The sequence below is a fragment of the Legionella quateirensis genome, assembly GCF_001467955.1.
GTDB lineage: Bacteria > Pseudomonadota > Gammaproteobacteria > Legionellales > Legionellaceae > Legionella > Legionella quateirensis.
In genome coordinates, this window is record NZ_LNYR01000034.1 from 258316 (window position 1) to 275954 (window position 17639).

Here is a 17639-nt window from a genome sequence, read left to right on the forward strand (position 1 = left end):
GATGATAATTGATATTCAATTGCTGTATGGGTGTTTAGGAATGAACAAGATTAGTAGAGTTTCATGGGATGAAGTCAAGCATCAAGTTAATCAAGTCAACGAATCGATATACCATGTTATTGAAGAAATTAAGCCTGGGAATAAGATACCTTTCTTTATAGCTCGTTATAAATTTGGTGAGCATTTCGGTATTAAAAATCATGCATATCTGCCAACCAGCAGTGGTCAAATTGAAAAGATTGACAGCAAGCACACCGATAATGAGTTATTCAATAGTCTTGGATACGGTAAAAATAGTTTACCCTTGGGCTTAATACTGGATAAATTTTGTGAGTGGCATTTTTTCGGTGAAGATAATCGCATCTTTCCTGACTGTGTTCAGGGACCTGGTGCAATTTTTAATATGCAGGTTATTTTTGATGAGGATCAGACTGTAGATAATAATGTGCTATCTGTTTCTTCTGGCGCACTTTCATCCTTTTTATTGCCTAATATTGGTTGTAAAAGGAAGCATGCAAGAATTCAGAAATATTTTAATGTTAATGCTCCGGCTCCTAAGTCTCCTTACGAACATTACTTGGTATTTAAGGATATATTGAAGGATAAAAATACTATTGATAACTGGTATAGCGAGATTCTTTATTTTTCTGAGCAGTTTATCAATGAGGTGAAACATAATGACAAATGGCTTAAATTAAAGCTTTACTTCTCCGAGTCATTAAGAAAAAAACTGACGCAAAATACCTACGATGCCTCTTGTAACGATTTATTTCTCAGCGCCAAGAGTATTAATCGTTTTAGACCTACGCCATTCATCATGGATACAGCAAAATATATTTTTAATATTTGTATGGGTTCAGGTGTAGGAGTGAAGCCGGCAATTGATGAGCAATACTTTCCAGTTAAAACGATTCAGAAAATTTATAGTGAATGTTATGATTTAGAATATACACCGACTGTAATGGTGCCGTCAGCTTTGAATAGTCAATCAGATAGTGTTTACTATCCTTTACAGTGCCCATTTGCCAAGATTAATACATTTAAAACCAATCAAAGTAACAGCGCTTATAGTGAGCTGGAAATGCTGAAAAATGTATTATTGTCATATCAGTCTGAGTTTACCGCAGATAATAGCTCCGCATTTGGAAGCCCGCTCTACTATGTAAGTAAACAAACAGAATTTTCTTTTTACCATTATAAATCCTCTAGCAATAAGGGCATTATTGGTTCTGAGGAATTAGAAAATACAGATAACAGGTTTGCATTTTCTTATTGCAATGACAAACCACAATTTGCCAGCGATGCGAAGTTATTCAGAGGTTGCGTAAGATTAAGAAAACAATAAGGTATATGTTATTTCAGTATTAAATCATCAACTGTTAGATTGAGCAGATTCAAATATTTGTCGCTAATTGCATTTTTTTTCATTGGTGGAATATATATTGTTGTAATTGAGGAAATAACTGATTGATCCAGATGACTGAGTTGAATCCATTCAATTCTAGGTGAACAGGTGGGCAGAGTAGGGGCCTCATATAGACAGATTGAGTAGGTATCTGGATAGAAGCCACATAAATAATCTTTTAGAATTGACAGATTGTTAGTTTTTTCCCCATCAATCCTGCCAAAGTTTGCTACTTGCCAAAGTATTAAATGCGCATGAACATCAATGCAGCGTTCAAATAATACCAGTTCAGTAGCTTCAATCGAAAAGCACCCTTGATCACCTGGATCAATTTCAAGATCACTAAACAAGCAGTCCTGGGTTGATACTGCTGGTAAAATAATGGCTTCACCACCGCCTTTTTTAATTTGTCTTACTGCATTAAGTGCTGAGTCTGCAAAAACAGTAGGGTGGCCATAAAAAACAACGCATAAAATTGAAACATTGTTATATTCTTTAACGATGTAATTTGTTAGAGCCTGGTATGCTTCAATTCGTTTTTCGCTACTAAAATAGATGGAATCTAACGATTCAGAACTTTTCGCCTCTCGTTGAATCCATTGTTTAAGGTTATCTTCATTGATAAGGTAGAGAACCTTATCAGCACTTTGAATAACCCGTTTAGTTTCTTCGGTTAAATGAGAAATGGATTTTATTCCCGACCCTACTACTATGAGTTTATGCATTAATTTTTTTACTATTCACTATCGTATTGTTTTCAGGCTTGTAGTGCCTTTGTATTGAAACTATTTTATTAGCATTAGCTTGCTTCTGTTTGTTTTGATTTGAATCTAATAATAAATCTTTGTGGCTGATCAAATACTCATTCCCTACAGCGTATTCAAGTTTGTCCATTAAACTCATTTTGATATCACCTTACATTTAATTTTGATAGCCATTGTACAAATAAAATTCTTATAGGTATAGCCTTAAAAAATATTTGCAGTAATGTGCTCAATATGATGTAATAAATACTCGAAATGAGTAATTATGATTTGAGAGTTACAGGAGTTGAGAAGTCATGAGCAATATTCATCTAATCCCTCGATTAATTCGTCTAAGAGACGCTCCTACATATTTAGGTATGGATCGCCATAGATTTAATAAAGATGTAAGGCCAAATCTGGTTGAGATACCCATGGGGACTCAGGGTATTGCTTTTGATCGACTTGATTTAGACGCTTGGGTAGACGATTATATACAGTGTAGTGGTCGTCCCGCGGCAGTTAAAAGTAGGAGTTTGGAACTATGGGACGAAAAAGAACGCCAGGGCTGCAAAAGCGTGGCAGCGTCTGGTGTATTGATAAAAAGGTCTTCGGACGACGACTTTGCGAAAGCACTGGTACTGACAACCTCGAAGAAGCGGAAAAGTATCTCGCAAGGCGCCTCGAAGAAATAAGACTGGCAACAGTCTATGGTGTTCGCCCTAAAAGAACATTCAAAGAAGCCGCGACTAAATTTCTGATGGAAAACCAACACAAACGCAGTATCAGTGATGATGCTGGTCGCTTGCGAGAATTGGTGAAGTACATTGGAGACATGTCTATTGAAGCAATTCATATTGGCAGTTTGCAATCCTTTATTGAAGGTCGAAAAAAGGATGGTGTGAGTATGCGAACTATCAATCATGGCTTGAAAATTGTTAGACGTATATTAAATTTAGCTTCTAGTGAATGGATGGATGAGTTCGGCTTAACCTGGTTAAACTCAGCGCCAAAGATAAAACTTTTACCTGAGCCAGATTTAAGGAAGCCTTATCCATTAAGTTGGGATGAGCAGAATAAGCTGTTTCAGCAACTACCTGAACATCTGAAAAATATGGCATTGTTTGCTGTAAACACAGGATGTAGGGATAGTGAAATATGCGAGCTGCGTTGGGATTGGGAAATACAGATTCCAGAATTACCTCATATCATCGTTTTTATTGTACCAGGTGAGTTGGTAAAAAATGGTGAGGAGCGATTGATTGTCTGTAATGAAACAGTTCGCGAAGTAATAGAAGGGCAGAGAGGTAAACATCCGACCCATGTCTTCAGCTTTAAAGGTCGACCATTAAGTCGTATGTTATCGACTGGTTGGCGACAGGCTAGAGAAAAAGCGAAATTGCCTGAAGTAAGAGTGCATGATTTAAAGCATACGTTCGGTAGAAGATTGAGAGCTGCAGGGGTAAGTTTTGAAGACAGGCAAGATTTACTTGGGCATCGTTCAGGAAGGATTACAACTCACTATTCTTCAGCTGAGCTGCAAAGTTTATATCAAGCTGCGAATAAGGTTTGTGAAAATCGTAAAAGCGGGGTGATATTAACCTTATTGCGAAACCCAAAGAGTCGACCTGCCAGTCAAAATACTTTAAGGGAAAGTCACGTAAGTTTGTAAGTGCGTGAGCTAGGTCACGCAAAAGTCACGCAAGGACTTTTGTGTTAAAACAGGTAATCAACGTAAGTTATTGATTTTAAAGGTCTAAATTGGTGGGCCCACTAGGACTTGAACCTAGGACCAACGGATTATGAGTCCGCTGCTCTGACCAACTGAGCTATGGGCCCGAAGAGGGGTCATTTTAAACTGATTTTGCTTTATGTTCTACTGTTTTTTTCATTTTTTAATTGCCGTTCTTTGAACGGCAATTAATTTATCCTTCATCGCCTTCTAGGAAGCTACGTAGTTTCTCTGAACGTGAAGGGTGTCGCAGTTTTCTTAGTGCTTTTGCTTCGATTTGACGTATACGTTCACGGGTTACATCAAATTGTTTTCCTACTTCTTCCAGGGTATGGTCGGTGTTCATTTCGATACCGAAACGCATACGCAGAACTTTGGCTTCTCGTGGAGTTAGTGTTTCCAATATTTCCAGAGTTGCTTCTCTTAAGCCTTCTGCGGTTGCCATATCAATTGGCGATTCGATGTTGTTGTCTTCAATAAAGTCGCCTAAATGAGAGTCATCATCGTCACCAACTGGGGTTTCCATGGAAATCGGTTCTTTAGCAATTTTCAGTACTTTGCGGATTTTATCTTCGCTCAGTTCCATTTTTTCTGCTAATTCTTCCGGTGTTGCTTCACGACCTGTTTCCTGAAGAATCTGGCGTGATATACGATTCAGTTTGTTGATGGTCTCAATCATATGTACCGGTATACGTATGGTACGTGCCTGATCCGCAATGGAACGGGTAATCGCCTGTCTAATCCACCAGGTAGCATAGGTAGAGAATTTGTAACCGCGACGGTATTCAAATTTATCTACTGCTTTCATCAGTCCGATGTTTCCTTCCTGAATCAAATCCAGGAACTGCAGACCACGGTTGGTGTATTTTTTCGCAATGGAAATTACCAAACGCAAGTTTGCTTCAACCATTTCTTTTTTAGCACGTCTTGCCTTAGCTTCACCAATAGACATTTTTCGATTGATGTCTTTAATTTCACTAATGATTAGTCCGTATTCAATTTCAAAAGAGGCTAATCGACTTTGCAAGCGTAGAATTTCATCTTTATATTCTTCTATCCGCGGTAAATCCAGTTTTTTAGCTTGTTTAGCGCACAGGGTTTCTAACCAGTTCAGATCAGTTTCCTGGCCTGGGAATGTGTCAATAAAGAGTTTGCGTGGAATGCGCGCCTTCTCAATACACAGACGCATAATTCCGCGTTCAAATTCTCTGATGTGATTTCGTAATTGACGGAAATGCCGTGTCAATCGATCCACCTGTCTTGAAGTGAGCTTCAGCTTCAGGAAGGAATCCGACATAATTTCCAGTAATTCAAGAGTCTTTTTATTCGTTCTGCCGTGTTCTTTTAATGCACTCATTGCATTATTGAAATTTTCACGCAGTTCATCAAAATACACTTTGGCTTGTTCGGGATTGGGGCCATCATCGACTTCGGCCAGTCCACCTTCACCATCTTCGTCTTCTTCATCAACAACACCAAGTATGACTTCTTCTTGTTGATCTTCATCCAGCATGGAACCAATATTGGCGGCAGGTGCTATTTCTTCATCTGTGTCAGCAAAACCACTAATGATTTCATTAAGTCGTATCTCTTCAGCATTGAAGCGATCGTAATCATCAAGAACTAATTGTACTGTTTCTGGATAGTGAGCAAGAGATTTGAGAACTTGATAAATCCCTTCTTCGATACGTTTGGCTATACGTATTTCGCCTTCACGGGTCAGCAATTCTACTGTTCCCATTTCCCGCATGTACATACGTACAGGATCTGTTGTTCTACCTGTTTCTTTATCAACAGAAGCCAGAACCATGGCCGCTTCTTCGATATCAGGCACTTCTTCAGTATTAAGCAGGAGTGCGAGTTCGTCATCTCCGGGTGGTTGCTCAAATACTTTGATGTTCATGCCTTCAAGCATGCTTATGATGACATCAAAATGCTCCGTATCTACTATGTTAGGTAGTAGGTCGTTAATTTGACTATAGGTCAAATAACCTTGTTCTTTACCAAGGCTAATGACTTTGGTAATTTGTGAGCTTTGCTGTTCTTGGTCATTTGTGGTCATAGGCACTTCTTTTAGGTACAATTAGGATCTACAAAAAGGGTTTGATTATAAACCGGGTAGCCTCAACATACCAGCTTTTCAGATTTTTTATTTTTCCAAATCGGTCTGAAGATGTCTTTCTTTTAACATTTGCTGTAAATTGTTGCGCTCTGTTTCAGTTAAACCCTCTTTCCGAGATTTATCTATCAATTGTCTTATTATAAGCTCTTTATTTTGTTTTTGTAAAAATAATAGAGTATCAACAAATTCTTTTATCAATTCTTGTTCTGGAACCTGATGATCCCAGGAGGCTAATCGGTTAATGGCATCAAAATAATTGGTAGTACGCCAGTATTCAATTAATGTTGCTGTAGTTGCTTGAGGATTTAATTCTAGTTGATGAAGAATTTGCAGTAAAATGTGATGTTCTTTTTTATGCAGCAAACCTGGATTGATTTGCGGCGCGATTCGTTTGTAAATTTCAGGGTTTTGTAACAGTAGTGCGATGGCTATTCTCAGTGGTGATCTGGAAATGGTTGTGGTCTGTTCTGTTGTATTGGTTTCCGTCTGCTGCGCGATGAGTTGATTGAGTCTGTGGTTATCTATGTGAGTCAAACGTGCTAAATCATCGACCAATAACTGTTTGAAAGAACCTTCTTCCATTTTTTGTAAAAAGGGTTTGGCGGAATTAATGAGTTGCGTTTTTCCTGCCGGGTTCTGAAGATTGATGTCCTTGGCTAAACTATCAAAGAAGAATCGATGCAGGGGCATTGCTTGTTTAAGACGGGCTAAAAAATTATCTTTACCTTCTTCGCGCACCAGACTATCGGGATCGTGACCTTCAGGTAAAAACATGAACCCCGCATCCAATCCCGAGTTCAGATGAGGCAAACTGCTTTCCAGTCCTCTCCATGCCGCCTGTCTACCCGCTGCATCGCCATCAAAACAAAAAATGAGGTGTTTGGTATGTTTCGCTAATAATTGGATGTGGTAGGTGCTCGTAGCTGTACCTAATGTTGCTACGGCATTCGTGATTCCGTGTTGCGCCAGGGCAATAACATCCATATAGCCTTCAACCAGAATAATATATTCGGCAGTTTTGTTTTGACTTAAAATCTGGTGTAAGCCATAAAGTTCACGGCTTTTCTGAAAAATTACTGTTTCAGGTGAGTTCAGATATTTGGGTTTTTGTTCGGGATCCAGTACACGCCCACCAAATCCAATGATACGCCCATGACGATCATGGATTGGAAACATAATTCGGTTTCGGTAACGGTCATATATTTTTCCGTCATCATTTTTAATCAGCATGCCTGTCGCGATTAATTCACGTTGATTTCGGGGAAATGATTTTTCGAGATTATGCCAGCCTTCAGAAGCAAATCCTAATTGATAGAGTTTGGCGACAGCTCCGCTGAGTCCTCTTTTGCGAAGATAATCAATGGCAATCTGTCCATCGTGTTTTAATTTTTTCTGATAATGCTGGCTTACTTCAGACAATAATTTGTAGAGATCGTTGGATGAGTTATTTTTTTCTACCTGACCGTCTCTGGGTACGGTTAAACCGAGTCGAGCAGCCAGAGTTTCAATAGCATCAATAAAACCTTGATTCAGGTAGTTCATCACAAAACTGATTGCATTTCCTGACGCGCCGCAGCCAAAACAGTGATAAAACTGTTTTTTGGCTACAACATTGAAGGAGGGGGATTTTTCATTATGAAATGGGCAACAGGCAATATGGCTTGTTCCTCTTTTTTTCAGAGGAACATAACTGTCTATTAATTCAACCAGATCGGTACGATGCAGGAGATCATCAATGAATGGCTGTGGAATTAAGCCAGACATAATACCCCTTAGCTCAATTTGGCCTTGATTAAGGCACTCACTTGAGTCATATCAGCGCGACCTTGCAGCTTTGCTTTAAGCTGTCCCATCACTTTACCCATATCAGCCATCTTCTCTGCTCCGGTTGCAGTAACGGCTTCATTGATCATCTGCTCGATTTCTGCCGCAGATAGGGGTTCAGGCAGATATTTGGAGATGAGTTCCAGTTCAAATTGTTCCTGAGCAACCAGATCATCTCGATTTGCTTTTTCATATTGGGAGATGGATTCTTTACGTTGTTTGGTCATTTTGTCCAAAATGGCCAGCATACGCTCTTCAGTAACTTCAATACGCTCGTCTACTTCAATTTGTTTCACCGCTGCGGTGATTAAACGTAGTGTAGTCAGCAAATTTTTATCTTTAGCGCGCATCGCATCTTTAATATCGTTATTGAGGCGTTCTTTTATGGACATAATTAATTCCTTAAAAACCAAAAGGCCACATGAAAATGTGACCTTGGTATCATATCTGACTATTCACCTAAATATTGATTTTGGTGAATGAATACGTAAATCTTATTTACGTCGGTGTTTCATGCTGCGTCGTGAAGAAGTATCGCGAGAAATTTTTTTCAGATGACGTTTTACTGCAGCAGCTTGTTTGCGTTTACGCTCAGCGGTTGGTTTTTCATAAAATTCACGACGGCGTAATTCGGTTAAAATACCGGCTTTTTCACAAGAGCGCTTGAAACGGCGCAGTGCATATTCTGGGTTTTCGCCTTCTTTTACACGAACGGTAGGCATTAAACTAATCCTCTGGTTATTTGATCTCAATAGGTGGGCAATTCTAGTGCTAGTTGAAGCACTCGTCAAGTCCAAACTAAATCTTTCTTATTATTTTGTTAATTATTTATTATAACTCAATTTTATCCAATGTGATAATTGTCTTTTATTTATTGAATGGATTTGCAGTGTGCATGATTTATCTCGAACACGATTTTGGGTATCAAGAATTTAATAAGCCGTCATCAGAAAATGAATCGCAGGGATTTAACTTTTAATTCATGATTGAGCTTGTGATATAATGACAAATGGTTATTGATTGCCAGTATTGAGGTAATGTATGCGCGTATTAGGTATAGAGTCTTCCTGTGATGAAACAGGGGTCGCAATTTATGATTCAAAATCGGGGTTATTGGCTCACGCACTGCATTCACAAATTGAAACCCATAGACTACATGGGGGAGTCGTACCGGAACTCGCATCAAGAGATCATGTCAATTATTTAATCCCTTTGGTCGATGAAGTGCTTAAGCGTGCTCAATTAAATAAAAAAGACCTGGATGGCATAGCTTATACAGCCGGGCCAGGTTTAATCGGGGCATTATTGGTAGGTTCTTGTTTTGCAAAAAGCCTTGCTTATGCACTAGAAATTCCTGCTCTGGGAATTCATCATTTGGAAGCTCATTTACTGGCAGCAAAAATGGAAACTCCAACCCTGGAATTTCCATTTATCGCTTTACTCGTTTCAGGCGGCCATTGTCAACTCATCGAAGTAAAAAATATGGGTGAGTACCAATTATTAGGGGATACCCTGGATGACGCAGTAGGCGAGGCTTTTGATAAAACCGCCAAATTAATGGGTATTCCATATCCTGGTGGTCCAGTATTAGCCGGACTCGCCGATCAATGTGCCTCAACGCCTTATCGCTTTCCTCGTCCCATGACTGACCGACCAGGATTGGATTTCAGCTTTAGTGGATTAAAAACCTTCGCATTAAACACCTGGAATCAAAGCGCAAAGGAAGATTCTGATCGTTCAGAAATCGCAAAAGCATTTCAACAGGCTGTTGTAGAGACTCTGATTATTAAAGCGAAAAGAGCAATACAGCACTCCAATTGCAAGCGTTTGGTTGTCGCCGGTGGAGTAGGGGCAAATAGCGCCCTGCGTTTGGCTTTAAAAGAGTGGATGACGAGCATCAATGGTGAAGTCTATTTTCCCGCTCTTGAATATTGTACAGATAATGGTGCAATGGTCGCGTACGCGGGGTGTTTGAGAATGGAGTTGGGGGAGCGGGATTTGGGGTGGGATGTGGTTGTCAAAGCCCGCTGGCCCCTCGCCTGAACGGGCGTATTTGGCGCATCTTGCGAGATCTCCGCTCTAAAAAAATGCTCATGTACTTGATGTACACTCCGCTTTTTTTAGATCGGTGATCTCGCAACTTGCACTCAAATTCGTCCGTTCAGAGGTTTAGTGCAATTTGGCGTATTTTGCGAGAACTTCGTTCTAAAAAATGCTCATGTACTTGATGTACACTCCGCTTTTTTAGATCGGAGATCTCGCAACCTGCACTCAAATCCGTCCGTTCAGGTGTATTGTGGTTTTTTGTAAATGGGATTTGGCAATGATGTATCTTGGTACATATTGCGAACGAGATTTAACAACGTAGCCCGTATTAGGCGCAGCCGTAATACGGGGATTTCGGAGCCTCATCAGCCCCGTATTACGGCTGCGCCTAATACGGGCTACGTTCCTACGTGGTTTAGCAGGATAGTTCTTACAACCAGCTGCTTAAAATCCGCCCGTTTAAGAGAAAGGTGAGTACTTAATAGAAGTACTCGCTCTATTGTTCTTCTTTGGGTTTTGGGGATTTGGGTTTTGTTGTCTTTGCTTTTTTTGTGGGCTCTTCTGCTTTGCTTGCTTTCTTTGGTGCGGCTTTTGTCGTTTTAGCGTTCTTTGTTGGCGCTTTTGATTTAGGCGTTTTTTCTTTTTCTTTGACTGTTACTTTTTCTATTTTGGATTCTGCTGCAACTGGCTTTTGAGTTGGAACCTCTGCGTTTTCATTAATCACAGGGGGTGATTCCATGATGTCGTGGATTACGTCTGGTTTAAATTTTATTTTAGGTTCTACACCATCAATTAATCGGTTAATGTTGTTCTTGTGTTTGTAGAGTACCAGCAAGGCAATAAAGAATAATGGAGGGAATATATCCAGCCGACCAACTATTAGTAATGAGTAGAAGGGCGATAAGGATATGGCTACGATAGAAGCTAAAGATGAATATCTAGAAAAATTAGCTACTAATAACCATGTTGCGGCAACCATGACCCCAATAATAAAGTGAAAGCCCAGCAATGCTCCAATCGCTGTAGCAACACCTTTTCCTCCTTTAAATTTAAAAAATACTGGAAACATATGACCAATAACAGCAGCTAAAGCTGTAAATGCTATAATTGCCGGGGTCGCGCCAAGTACTTTTGCAATTAATACAGGAATGGTTCCTTTAAGAACGTCCCCAACCATCACTAATGCCGCATATTTTTTCCCTGCTATGCGTAGGACATTAGTCGCGCCTGGATTTTTTGATCCTTCTTCTCTTGGATCAGGTAAACCAAATACTCGACAGACTATGATTGCAGAGCAGAATGAACCCATTAAGTAAGCAAGAATTACCAAGAATAGAAATAGAGTCACCGGGAGCTCCTTAAGCAAAATTATTTTTTATTATGAGATAATCTTTATGTTCTAGCAACTGAAAGTTATTCATTATGAATTGAGTGATTCGAGTGAATAAAATTCAATAGGCGGGTTCTTGATGAAGCCTGTTCAATTTCAGTGATAATGTCTCTATTTATAGAACTTCAAGGTAAAAAAAGAGCCTGCAGGTTATTGGTAAAGCGTCTTCCTAATGGAGATACTTGCCAATGATCATGAGTCAGAACGATAAGATTTTTATCCTGAGCTGTTTTTAATTTGGGGAGCAACAGATTTAAATCCAATCCTGTGGTTTGATTGAATAATTCCAGCGGGATGGGTTGTTCCAGGCGAGTAGTATTTAACATGAATTCGAACAATAATTCTTCATTAGTTACTTCTTCAATATGAGCCAAGTACGGTTTGTCCTGATTTAAATAATCTTTAGGTTGACGGTGTTTTCTGGTTCTCAGAATCGCGTGAGCTGTGGTAATTTTTCCATGTGCTCCGGCTCCAATTCCTAAATAATCGCCAAATAACCAGTAATTCAGATTGTGTCGCGCTTTTTTGTCAGGCTGTGAGAACGCTGAAATTTCATAACGTGTATAACCAGATTCTTGTAATAGGTTAAAACCTTGTTCTTCTAATATAAAAGCATCATCTTCTGATGGAAGAGGTGGTTTTTCTTTGTAAAATACAGTATTTGGTTCTATGGTTAATTGGTACCAGGATAGATGTTCTGGGTGATAACTTAATGCCGTGGTCAGATCAGCAAGTCCTTGTTCGACACTTTGATTCGGCAAACCATGCATGATGTCGAGATTAAGATTATCAAAACCGGCATTTCGTGCAGCAAGGATGGCAGCATGGGATTGATGTTCATCATGAATCCGTCCCAGAGCTTTTAAATGCACAGGGTTGAAACTTTGAATGCCCAGGGACAGTCGATTGATTCCTGTTTGTCTGTATTGTGTAAAACGCTGTTGTTCAACACTTCCAGGATTGGCCTCCATAGTGATTTCAATATCGGGAGCGAAAGGAAGCAGTTGCTTTAACTGGGTAAACAAGGAGTCATAGGCTTCTGCTGAAAAGAGGCTGGGAGTGCCACCTCCTATGAATATTGAAGTGATTTCTCGAACCGGAAATCGGGATAAATCGGATTTTAAGTCTTCAATTAACGCACGAACATAATGGTCTTCCGGTAAAGCATCAGGGCTTTTGTGGGAGTTAAAATCGCAGTAAGGGCATTTACGAATGCACCATGGAATGTGGATGTATAAAGATAAAGGAAGCATTAAAATTTTTAGACTGGCTTGTTTGAGAATGCGATAGTATCATGACAACTGTTTTGTCACCAAATAAGTGATATTGAACTATGAGAGAAAAGCCAATTTGCAATCAGAGAACGGTGATAGCCAAATCACGGTTGTTTACAGTAGAAGAAATGCATTTAGAGTTTTCTAATGGCGCGAAAAGAATTTATGAACGCATTAAAAGTCATGGACACGGCGCTGTGTTGGTAGTTGCGTTAACTCCTGGAGAGTCATTACTATTGGTTCGGGAGTATGCTGCGGGGACTGATAATTATGAATTGGCTTTTCCTAAAGGAGTTATCGATAGCGGTGAAACTCCTTTAGAGGCAGCAAATAGAGAGTTGCGGGAAGAAATTGGATTCGCGGCTAAAGAACTTCATTGGTTACGCACCATGAGTATGGCTCCTGGTTATTTTGGATCGCGAATCGAGGTGGTTATCGCTCAAGGATTGTATCATTCACCTTTGCAAGGGGATGAACCGGAACCACCAGAAATGGTTGAGTGGCCCCTAAGTGCTGCTTTGGAGTTATTAGAAAAACCGGATTTTACCGAGGCGCGCAGTATTGCTGCGCTATTTTTAGCTAAAGAGTGGTTAGATAAGAGGAAATAACATGTCGAAGAAACGAGTGAGAGTCGCGGTAACAGGCGCAGCAGGGCAAATAGGTTATGCGCTATTGTTTCGGATTGCGTCAGGCCAAATGTTTGGAGCTGACACTGAAGTAGAATTGAATCTTTTGGAACTTGAGCCTGCTCTTCCCTCACTGGAAGGCGTTGCTATGGAACTGGATGATTGCGCCTTCCCATTATTAAAACGTATTGTCTGTACCGCTGATATGAATACGGCAATGGATGGCATTAACTGGGCATTATTAGTTGGTTCAGTACCACGTAAACAAGGTATGGAGCGTTCTGATTTATTACAGATTAATGGCGGTATATTTACCAAGCAGGGTCAGGCAATTAATGATTACGCCAGCGATGACGTCAGAGTCTTTGTTGTTGGTAATCCGTGTAATACTAATTGTTTGATTGCCATGCATCATGCAAAAGACATTCCCAATGATCGGTTTTATGCAATGACCACCCTTGATGAATTAAGAGCAAGAACTCAATTGGCTAAAAAGGCTGGTGTTGACATCACGGATGTAACTCAAATGACAATTTGGGGTAACCATTCTTCAACTCAATATCCTGATTTTTATAATGCTAAAATTAATGGCGTTTCAGCAGCCAAAGTGATCACGGATGAATCCTGGTTGAAAGATACTTTTGTGTCAACTGTTCAACAACGAGGCGCCGCGGTAATTAAAGCACGTGGTTCTTCTTCTGCTGCCTCAGCTGCCAATGCTATTATTACTGGCGTTAATCATTTAGTAACGGATACTCCTGCAGGTGAATCGTTCTCTATGTCCCGTCGATCTCAAGGAGAATATGGCGTTGATGAAGGTTTGATCTTCTCTGTTCCATGCCGACGTGAGAAAGGTGAGTTAATTGTAATTGATAATTTACATTTAAATGAGTTTGGTCAAGAGAAGTTTAACATCACTCTAAATGAGTTGAGACAAGAACGCGATACAGTTAAAGATCTGGGATTGCTGGATTAGGGGCTGTTGACATTTTCGATTTCGACGTCCCGCGACTTGTTCGCGGGATCCAGTTCGATCTTGATGAATACATTATGTTTGATAATGATACTCGATCTCTGGATCCCGCGAACAAGTCGCGGGACGTTGGAAATAAATAGATGAATTGTCAACACACTCTAGAACATTTAGATTTATTTCACCTGGAATCCATGTTCCAGGTTTTATCCCCTCAGTTTTATACGTCATCCCCGCTTTCGCGAGGATGACGATCTTATAAAATGTGCTAATTAAGACTAAGCAATATGACTTTTTTATAAAGTGAGGTTCTTTCAAGCATTATCCTTGGGATCCCGATTTAAAAACCGGGTTTAAGTGACTCTGATTCAACCATAGTGGGTACTGACGGTTTTCTTTCATGACGATTAGCGTATTCTTCACTTTGATAGATTTGAAAAAATATAGAATTATCCAATATGGGTTTGGCTGTACCGTTACGTAATAGGGTTGAAACCGATCGACCATTGGATAAGATGTCATTGATTTTATGTACTAATAACTCCACCTGTTCAAAAGGTTCCTTTTGTTTATGTACCATGTTGGGCGAATGATGAATTATTGCTTTTGCTAACTGTTCGTCTGTTAAATACAGAATGAGTCGAGATTGAGATATTTTAATAAAGTTTTTTTCGGAATTCATAATCAAATCAAATAGAAATTCCGGGTGTTTTTTTAAGTGTTCATTCAATTTCTGACTAAATCCATGCCTGTCGCGATTGTCCAACATGGCCTGGGTCAATTCATTATGATCCAGTTTGGCATTCGGTTTTCCTGTTTTTGCAGTTAGCCAGACGATCAAGTTATCTTCAGCTCGTGAATGGTTCAGAGCGCTGAATTGAAATTTTGAAGATACTTTCGGATGCGACAAAACGATATTCCAATCTATAGAGGGCATATGATGAAGTTTAGCCATCGCGTCCATGGATTTTCTGATGGCATCAAAATTAACCCTCCATTTTTCAATATTAGGAAGAGCTTCTCTAATTGCTCGCAGTAAACTGATGAATGTATTTTTTGCATTAGGATTATAGTGTTCTGTTGCTTCTTTTAGTTGTTGAACAGCTGGATAGCTGTACTTCCCATTTCTCATTGCTTCTAAATGAAATACAGATTGTAAGGATTTTAGCAATGCGGAGAATGGGTCTTCCATACATAATGTTCCTTTATAGGCCCTTCTATAAAAGTAGTTTATAAAAGTCATAAAAGCCAAATTTTTTACACAATGAAGTTAAAATTATACTTATAATCAACAAAATCTATTGTAATAATAAAAACAATCAATTTTATTTATTTTTTGATTTCACCTAAATTAATGGTGTGAGTTAGATTAATTTACCGAGGAGTATTTTTATGATTACCGTAGGCAATAAATTTCCAATTTTTCAAATTAAATCAACCGTCAGTAATGATTTGAATAATGCGTTTCAAGTTATTACTAATGAAACGTATCAGGGTAAATGGTTAGTAGTATTTTTCTGGCCTAAAGATTTTACTTTTGTTTGCCCTACTGAAATCGCTGAATTTGGTAAATTGTATTCTGAGTTTGCTGATCGGGATGCTCAAGTGCTTGGAGGCAGTACAGATAGTGAATTTGTACATTTGGCATGGAGAAATCAGCATCCGGATTTAAATCATTTACCATTTCCAATGCTGGCTGATGTAAAACGGGAGTTGTGTAGTCAATTAGGAATTTTAGATGAGCAGGAAGGTGTCGCCCAACGAGCTACTTTTATTGTTGATCCTCAAGGAATTACCCGTTTTGTAATGGTTACCGATTTAAATGTAGGACGCAATCCAGCTGAAGTGTTACGAGTTCTAGATGCCTTACAAACAGATGAACTCTGTCCATGCAATTGGAAAAAAGGTGAAGAAACCATCCATTTAAAATAAATACACACAGAGGTATGCACCATGATTGAGAATATTAAAAACTTTTTACCAGAAATTGCTAAAGACATTCGCTTAAATCTAGGCAAGGTTCTGGATGTTTCCTTAAACGATGGATTGAGTAAACAACAGGTTTTAGGATCTGCTCTGGCTGTTGCCTATTCGTTGGGCGATAAAGAATTAATTACAGAAATCAAGGAGGAAATTGATGATGAACAGGTGATTAATGCCTCACAATTGGCAGCAAGTTTAATGGCAATGACCAATATTTATTATCGATTTGTTCATTTAACAGAAAATCCTGAAGTGGAACATATTCCTGCCGGGTTGAGGATGCAGGGTATGATGAATCCAGGCGTTGACAGAGTTACTTTTGAAACCTTGTCTTTGGCTGTTTCTTCACTTAATGGATGTGGTACTTGTATCAGTTCCCATGCCCATCAATTAAAGGAACACGGATTTTCAGCCGCAGCCATAGCTCGTGTAGGCAGAATAAGCGCTGTAATTCATGCGGTCTATGTAAGTAAACGATTTCAATAGTTGGTGATTTTTAGAAGACTTCGATTAACGACAAGGTGCGGGTATAAAAACCCGCAACCGAATAAGAGAGTGTTACTTAATTACACCACAGGCTATTCGAGCTCCACCACCACCTAATGGGGGAGTATCTGTATAATTGTCACCATCGGCATGAATCATAGCAGTTAAACCCTTTAAATCATTTAATTTTAATCGAGGAGCAAGAGTAGGGGTGTTGGCTATCCCTTCTTCGGATACATAAAGTACCGGCAGATCACCCAGATGTCCGTTACCGTAAGGACCCTGATGGCTATTGGTATTGGCGGGATCATAATGACCACCTGAATTCATACCGTCAGCACCGCAATCAGCATGTTGGTGCAAATGAAAGCCATGCAGTCCAGGAGTGAGTCCTGTCAGATTTGGCTTAATCAACAGACCAAAGGGTGTTTCGGTAAATACTACCGATCCAACGGCGTGCTGATTGACTCCAGTTGTATTGATTGTAGCCGACATTTCTGCTGCATGGGCTGCATTGAAGCTGAGAAGTGAGGCAATAATTAGAGTAGAACATTTTGTCATATTTTTTATCCCTAGTGTGATGTTCGTGTCATAAGTATTACTCAAGATAAAGATTTATACCACAGGTCTTACGAAAAACACCCAATCACTTATTCAAAAGGAATTCGGGAGACGTCATCTCGAACGCAGTGGGAGAGCGCCTGAAATGGGTATGGTGCCTGCTTTTGGAGATCCTTCACTTCGTTCAGGATGACGTAACAAGATTTAAGTAAAACATTCGTCATCCCGAGTGAAACGAGGGATCTCCTGATTGTGGCAACTAGACAGTTATTCTACCACCTTGAAGGAGATCCTTCACTTCGTTCAGGATGACGAAATTTCATAGAATGACGAAATTTCAGAGGCAATTGAGACGATACACCGATACTTTTTGCCTCGACCTTGAGGTTTTTCGTAAGTCTTGTATCAACCAGAAAACTCTAAAGTAAATTCATTGTTTTCTGCATAATTTCTCATTAAATTCATCTCTTTGTA

Annotated in this window: 17 protein-coding genes and 1 tRNA gene; 7 read left to right on the forward strand and 11 right to left on the reverse strand. The window is 39.5% G+C overall.

Features of this window, described 5'->3' with window-relative positions:
- Window positions 1–40: 40 nt before the first annotated feature.
- Window positions 41–1345 carry a hypothetical protein gene (locus tag Lqua_RS12480; protein ID WP_058474614.1) on the forward strand — a complete coding sequence of 435 codons (1305 nt, stop codon included), beginning with the start codon at window positions 41–43 and terminating at the stop codon, window positions 1343–1345.
- 8 nt (window positions 1346–1353) lie between these two features.
- Here the strand turns inward: Lqua_RS12480 and Lqua_RS12485 are convergent, their stop codons facing one another.
- Both Lqua_RS12485 and Lqua_RS12490 read right to left on the reverse strand, forming a co-directional pair.
- Entirely contained in the window at window positions 1354–2130 is a 777-nt protein-coding gene (locus Lqua_RS12485) for an SAM-dependent methyltransferase (RefSeq protein WP_058474615.1), read from the reverse strand.
- Window positions 2123–2308 (reverse strand): hypothetical protein, encoded by a 186-nt coding sequence (locus Lqua_RS12490; RefSeq protein ID WP_058474616.1) that lies wholly within the window; start codon window positions 2306–2308, stop codon window positions 2123–2125. Before Lqua_RS12490 ends, Lqua_RS12485 begins: the two co-directional genes overlap by 8 nt.
- A gap of 384 nt (window positions 2309–2692) precedes the next feature.
- Between Lqua_RS12490 and Lqua_RS12500 the strand changes: the two genes are divergently transcribed.
- Window positions 2693–3820 (forward strand): tyrosine-type recombinase/integrase, encoded by a 1128-nt coding sequence (locus Lqua_RS12500; protein ID WP_420798063.1) that lies wholly within the window; start codon window positions 2693–2695, stop codon window positions 3818–3820.
- A 90-nt stretch (window positions 3821–3910) separates the two neighbouring features.
- Here the strand turns inward: Lqua_RS12500 and Lqua_RS12505 are convergent.
- The 5 genes from Lqua_RS12505 to rpsU all read right to left on the reverse strand — a co-directional run bounded on the left by Lqua_RS12505 (window position 3911) and on the right by rpsU (window position 8548).
- Window positions 3911–3987: transfer RNA gene (locus Lqua_RS12505), tRNA-Ile, on the reverse strand.
- An 86-nt stretch (window positions 3988–4073) separates the two neighbouring features.
- A complete protein-coding gene (gene rpoD, locus Lqua_RS12510; RefSeq protein WP_058474619.1) occupies window positions 4074–5942 on the reverse strand; it encodes an RNA polymerase sigma factor RpoD in 1869 nt (622 codons plus the stop codon).
- Window positions 5943–6029: 87 nt separating this feature from the next.
- Window positions 6030–7766, reverse strand: a complete 1737-nt coding sequence (gene dnaG / locus Lqua_RS12515) for a DNA primase (protein WP_058474620.1) — start codon at window positions 7764–7766, stop codon at window positions 6030–6032.
- A gap of 8 nt (window positions 7767–7774) precedes the next feature.
- Window positions 7775–8218, reverse strand: coding sequence for a GatB/YqeY domain-containing protein (locus tag Lqua_RS12520; protein WP_058474621.1), 444 nt, complete (start codon window positions 8216–8218; stop codon window positions 7775–7777).
- Between the two features lie 102 nt (window positions 8219–8320).
- Window positions 8321–8548, reverse strand: a complete 228-nt coding sequence (gene rpsU, locus Lqua_RS12525; RefSeq protein WP_018576467.1) for a 30S ribosomal protein S21 — start codon at window positions 8546–8548, stop codon at window positions 8321–8323.
- A gap of 319 nt (window positions 8549–8867) precedes the next feature.
- Between rpsU and tsaD the strand changes: the two genes are divergently transcribed.
- Entirely contained in the window at window positions 8868–9869 is a 1002-nt protein-coding gene (gene tsaD / locus Lqua_RS12530) for a tRNA (adenosine(37)-N6)-threonylcarbamoyltransferase complex transferase subunit TsaD (protein WP_058474622.1), read from the forward strand.
- A 499-nt stretch (window positions 9870–10368) separates the two neighbouring features.
- On the opposite strand, the gene plsY is transcribed toward tsaD, so the two are convergent.
- Window positions 10369–11220: a glycerol-3-phosphate 1-O-acyltransferase PlsY gene (gene plsY, locus Lqua_RS12535; protein WP_058474623.1), complete on the reverse strand. Its 852-nt coding sequence runs from the start codon at window positions 11218–11220 to the stop codon at window positions 10369–10371.
- A gap of 167 nt (window positions 11221–11387) precedes the next feature.
- On the reverse strand, window positions 11388–12515 hold the full coding sequence (hemW, locus tag Lqua_RS12540) for a radical SAM family heme chaperone HemW (RefSeq protein WP_058474624.1): 1128 nt from the start codon (window positions 12513–12515) through the stop codon (window positions 11388–11390).
- 80 nt (window positions 12516–12595) lie between these two features.
- Between hemW and nudE the strand changes: the two genes are divergently transcribed.
- Complete coding sequence (gene nudE / locus Lqua_RS12545; RefSeq protein ID WP_058474625.1) at window positions 12596–13144, forward strand: ADP compounds hydrolase NudE; 549 nt, start codon at window positions 12596–12598, stop codon at window positions 13142–13144.
- 1 nt (window position 13145) lies between these two features.
- Window positions 13146–14138, forward strand: a complete 993-nt coding sequence (locus Lqua_RS12550; RefSeq protein WP_058474626.1) for a malate dehydrogenase — start codon at window positions 13146–13148, stop codon at window positions 14136–14138.
- A gap of 337 nt (window positions 14139–14475) precedes the next feature.
- Here Lqua_RS12550 and Lqua_RS12560 read toward each other — a convergent pair whose 3' ends face one another.
- Window positions 14476–15327, reverse strand: a complete 852-nt coding sequence (locus Lqua_RS12560; RefSeq protein ID WP_058474628.1) for a hypothetical protein — start codon at window positions 15325–15327, stop codon at window positions 14476–14478.
- Between the two features lie 200 nt (window positions 15328–15527).
- Between Lqua_RS12560 and Lqua_RS12565 the strand changes: the two genes are divergently transcribed.
- Both Lqua_RS12565 and Lqua_RS12570 read left to right on the forward strand, forming a co-directional pair.
- Complete coding sequence (locus tag Lqua_RS12565; protein ID WP_058474629.1) at window positions 15528–16067, forward strand: peroxiredoxin; 540 nt, start codon at window positions 15528–15530, stop codon at window positions 16065–16067.
- A 21-nt stretch (window positions 16068–16088) separates the two neighbouring features.
- Window positions 16089–16604 (forward strand): carboxymuconolactone decarboxylase family protein, encoded by a 516-nt coding sequence (locus Lqua_RS12570; RefSeq protein ID WP_058474630.1) that lies wholly within the window; start codon window positions 16089–16091, stop codon window positions 16602–16604.
- Between the two features lie 72 nt (window positions 16605–16676).
- Here Lqua_RS12570 and Lqua_RS12575 read toward each other — a convergent pair whose 3' ends face one another.
- Window positions 16677–17165: a superoxide dismutase family protein gene (locus Lqua_RS12575; RefSeq protein ID WP_058474631.1), complete on the reverse strand. Its 489-nt coding sequence runs from the start codon at window positions 17163–17165 to the stop codon at window positions 16677–16679.
- Window positions 17166–17639: the final 474 nt, after the last annotated feature.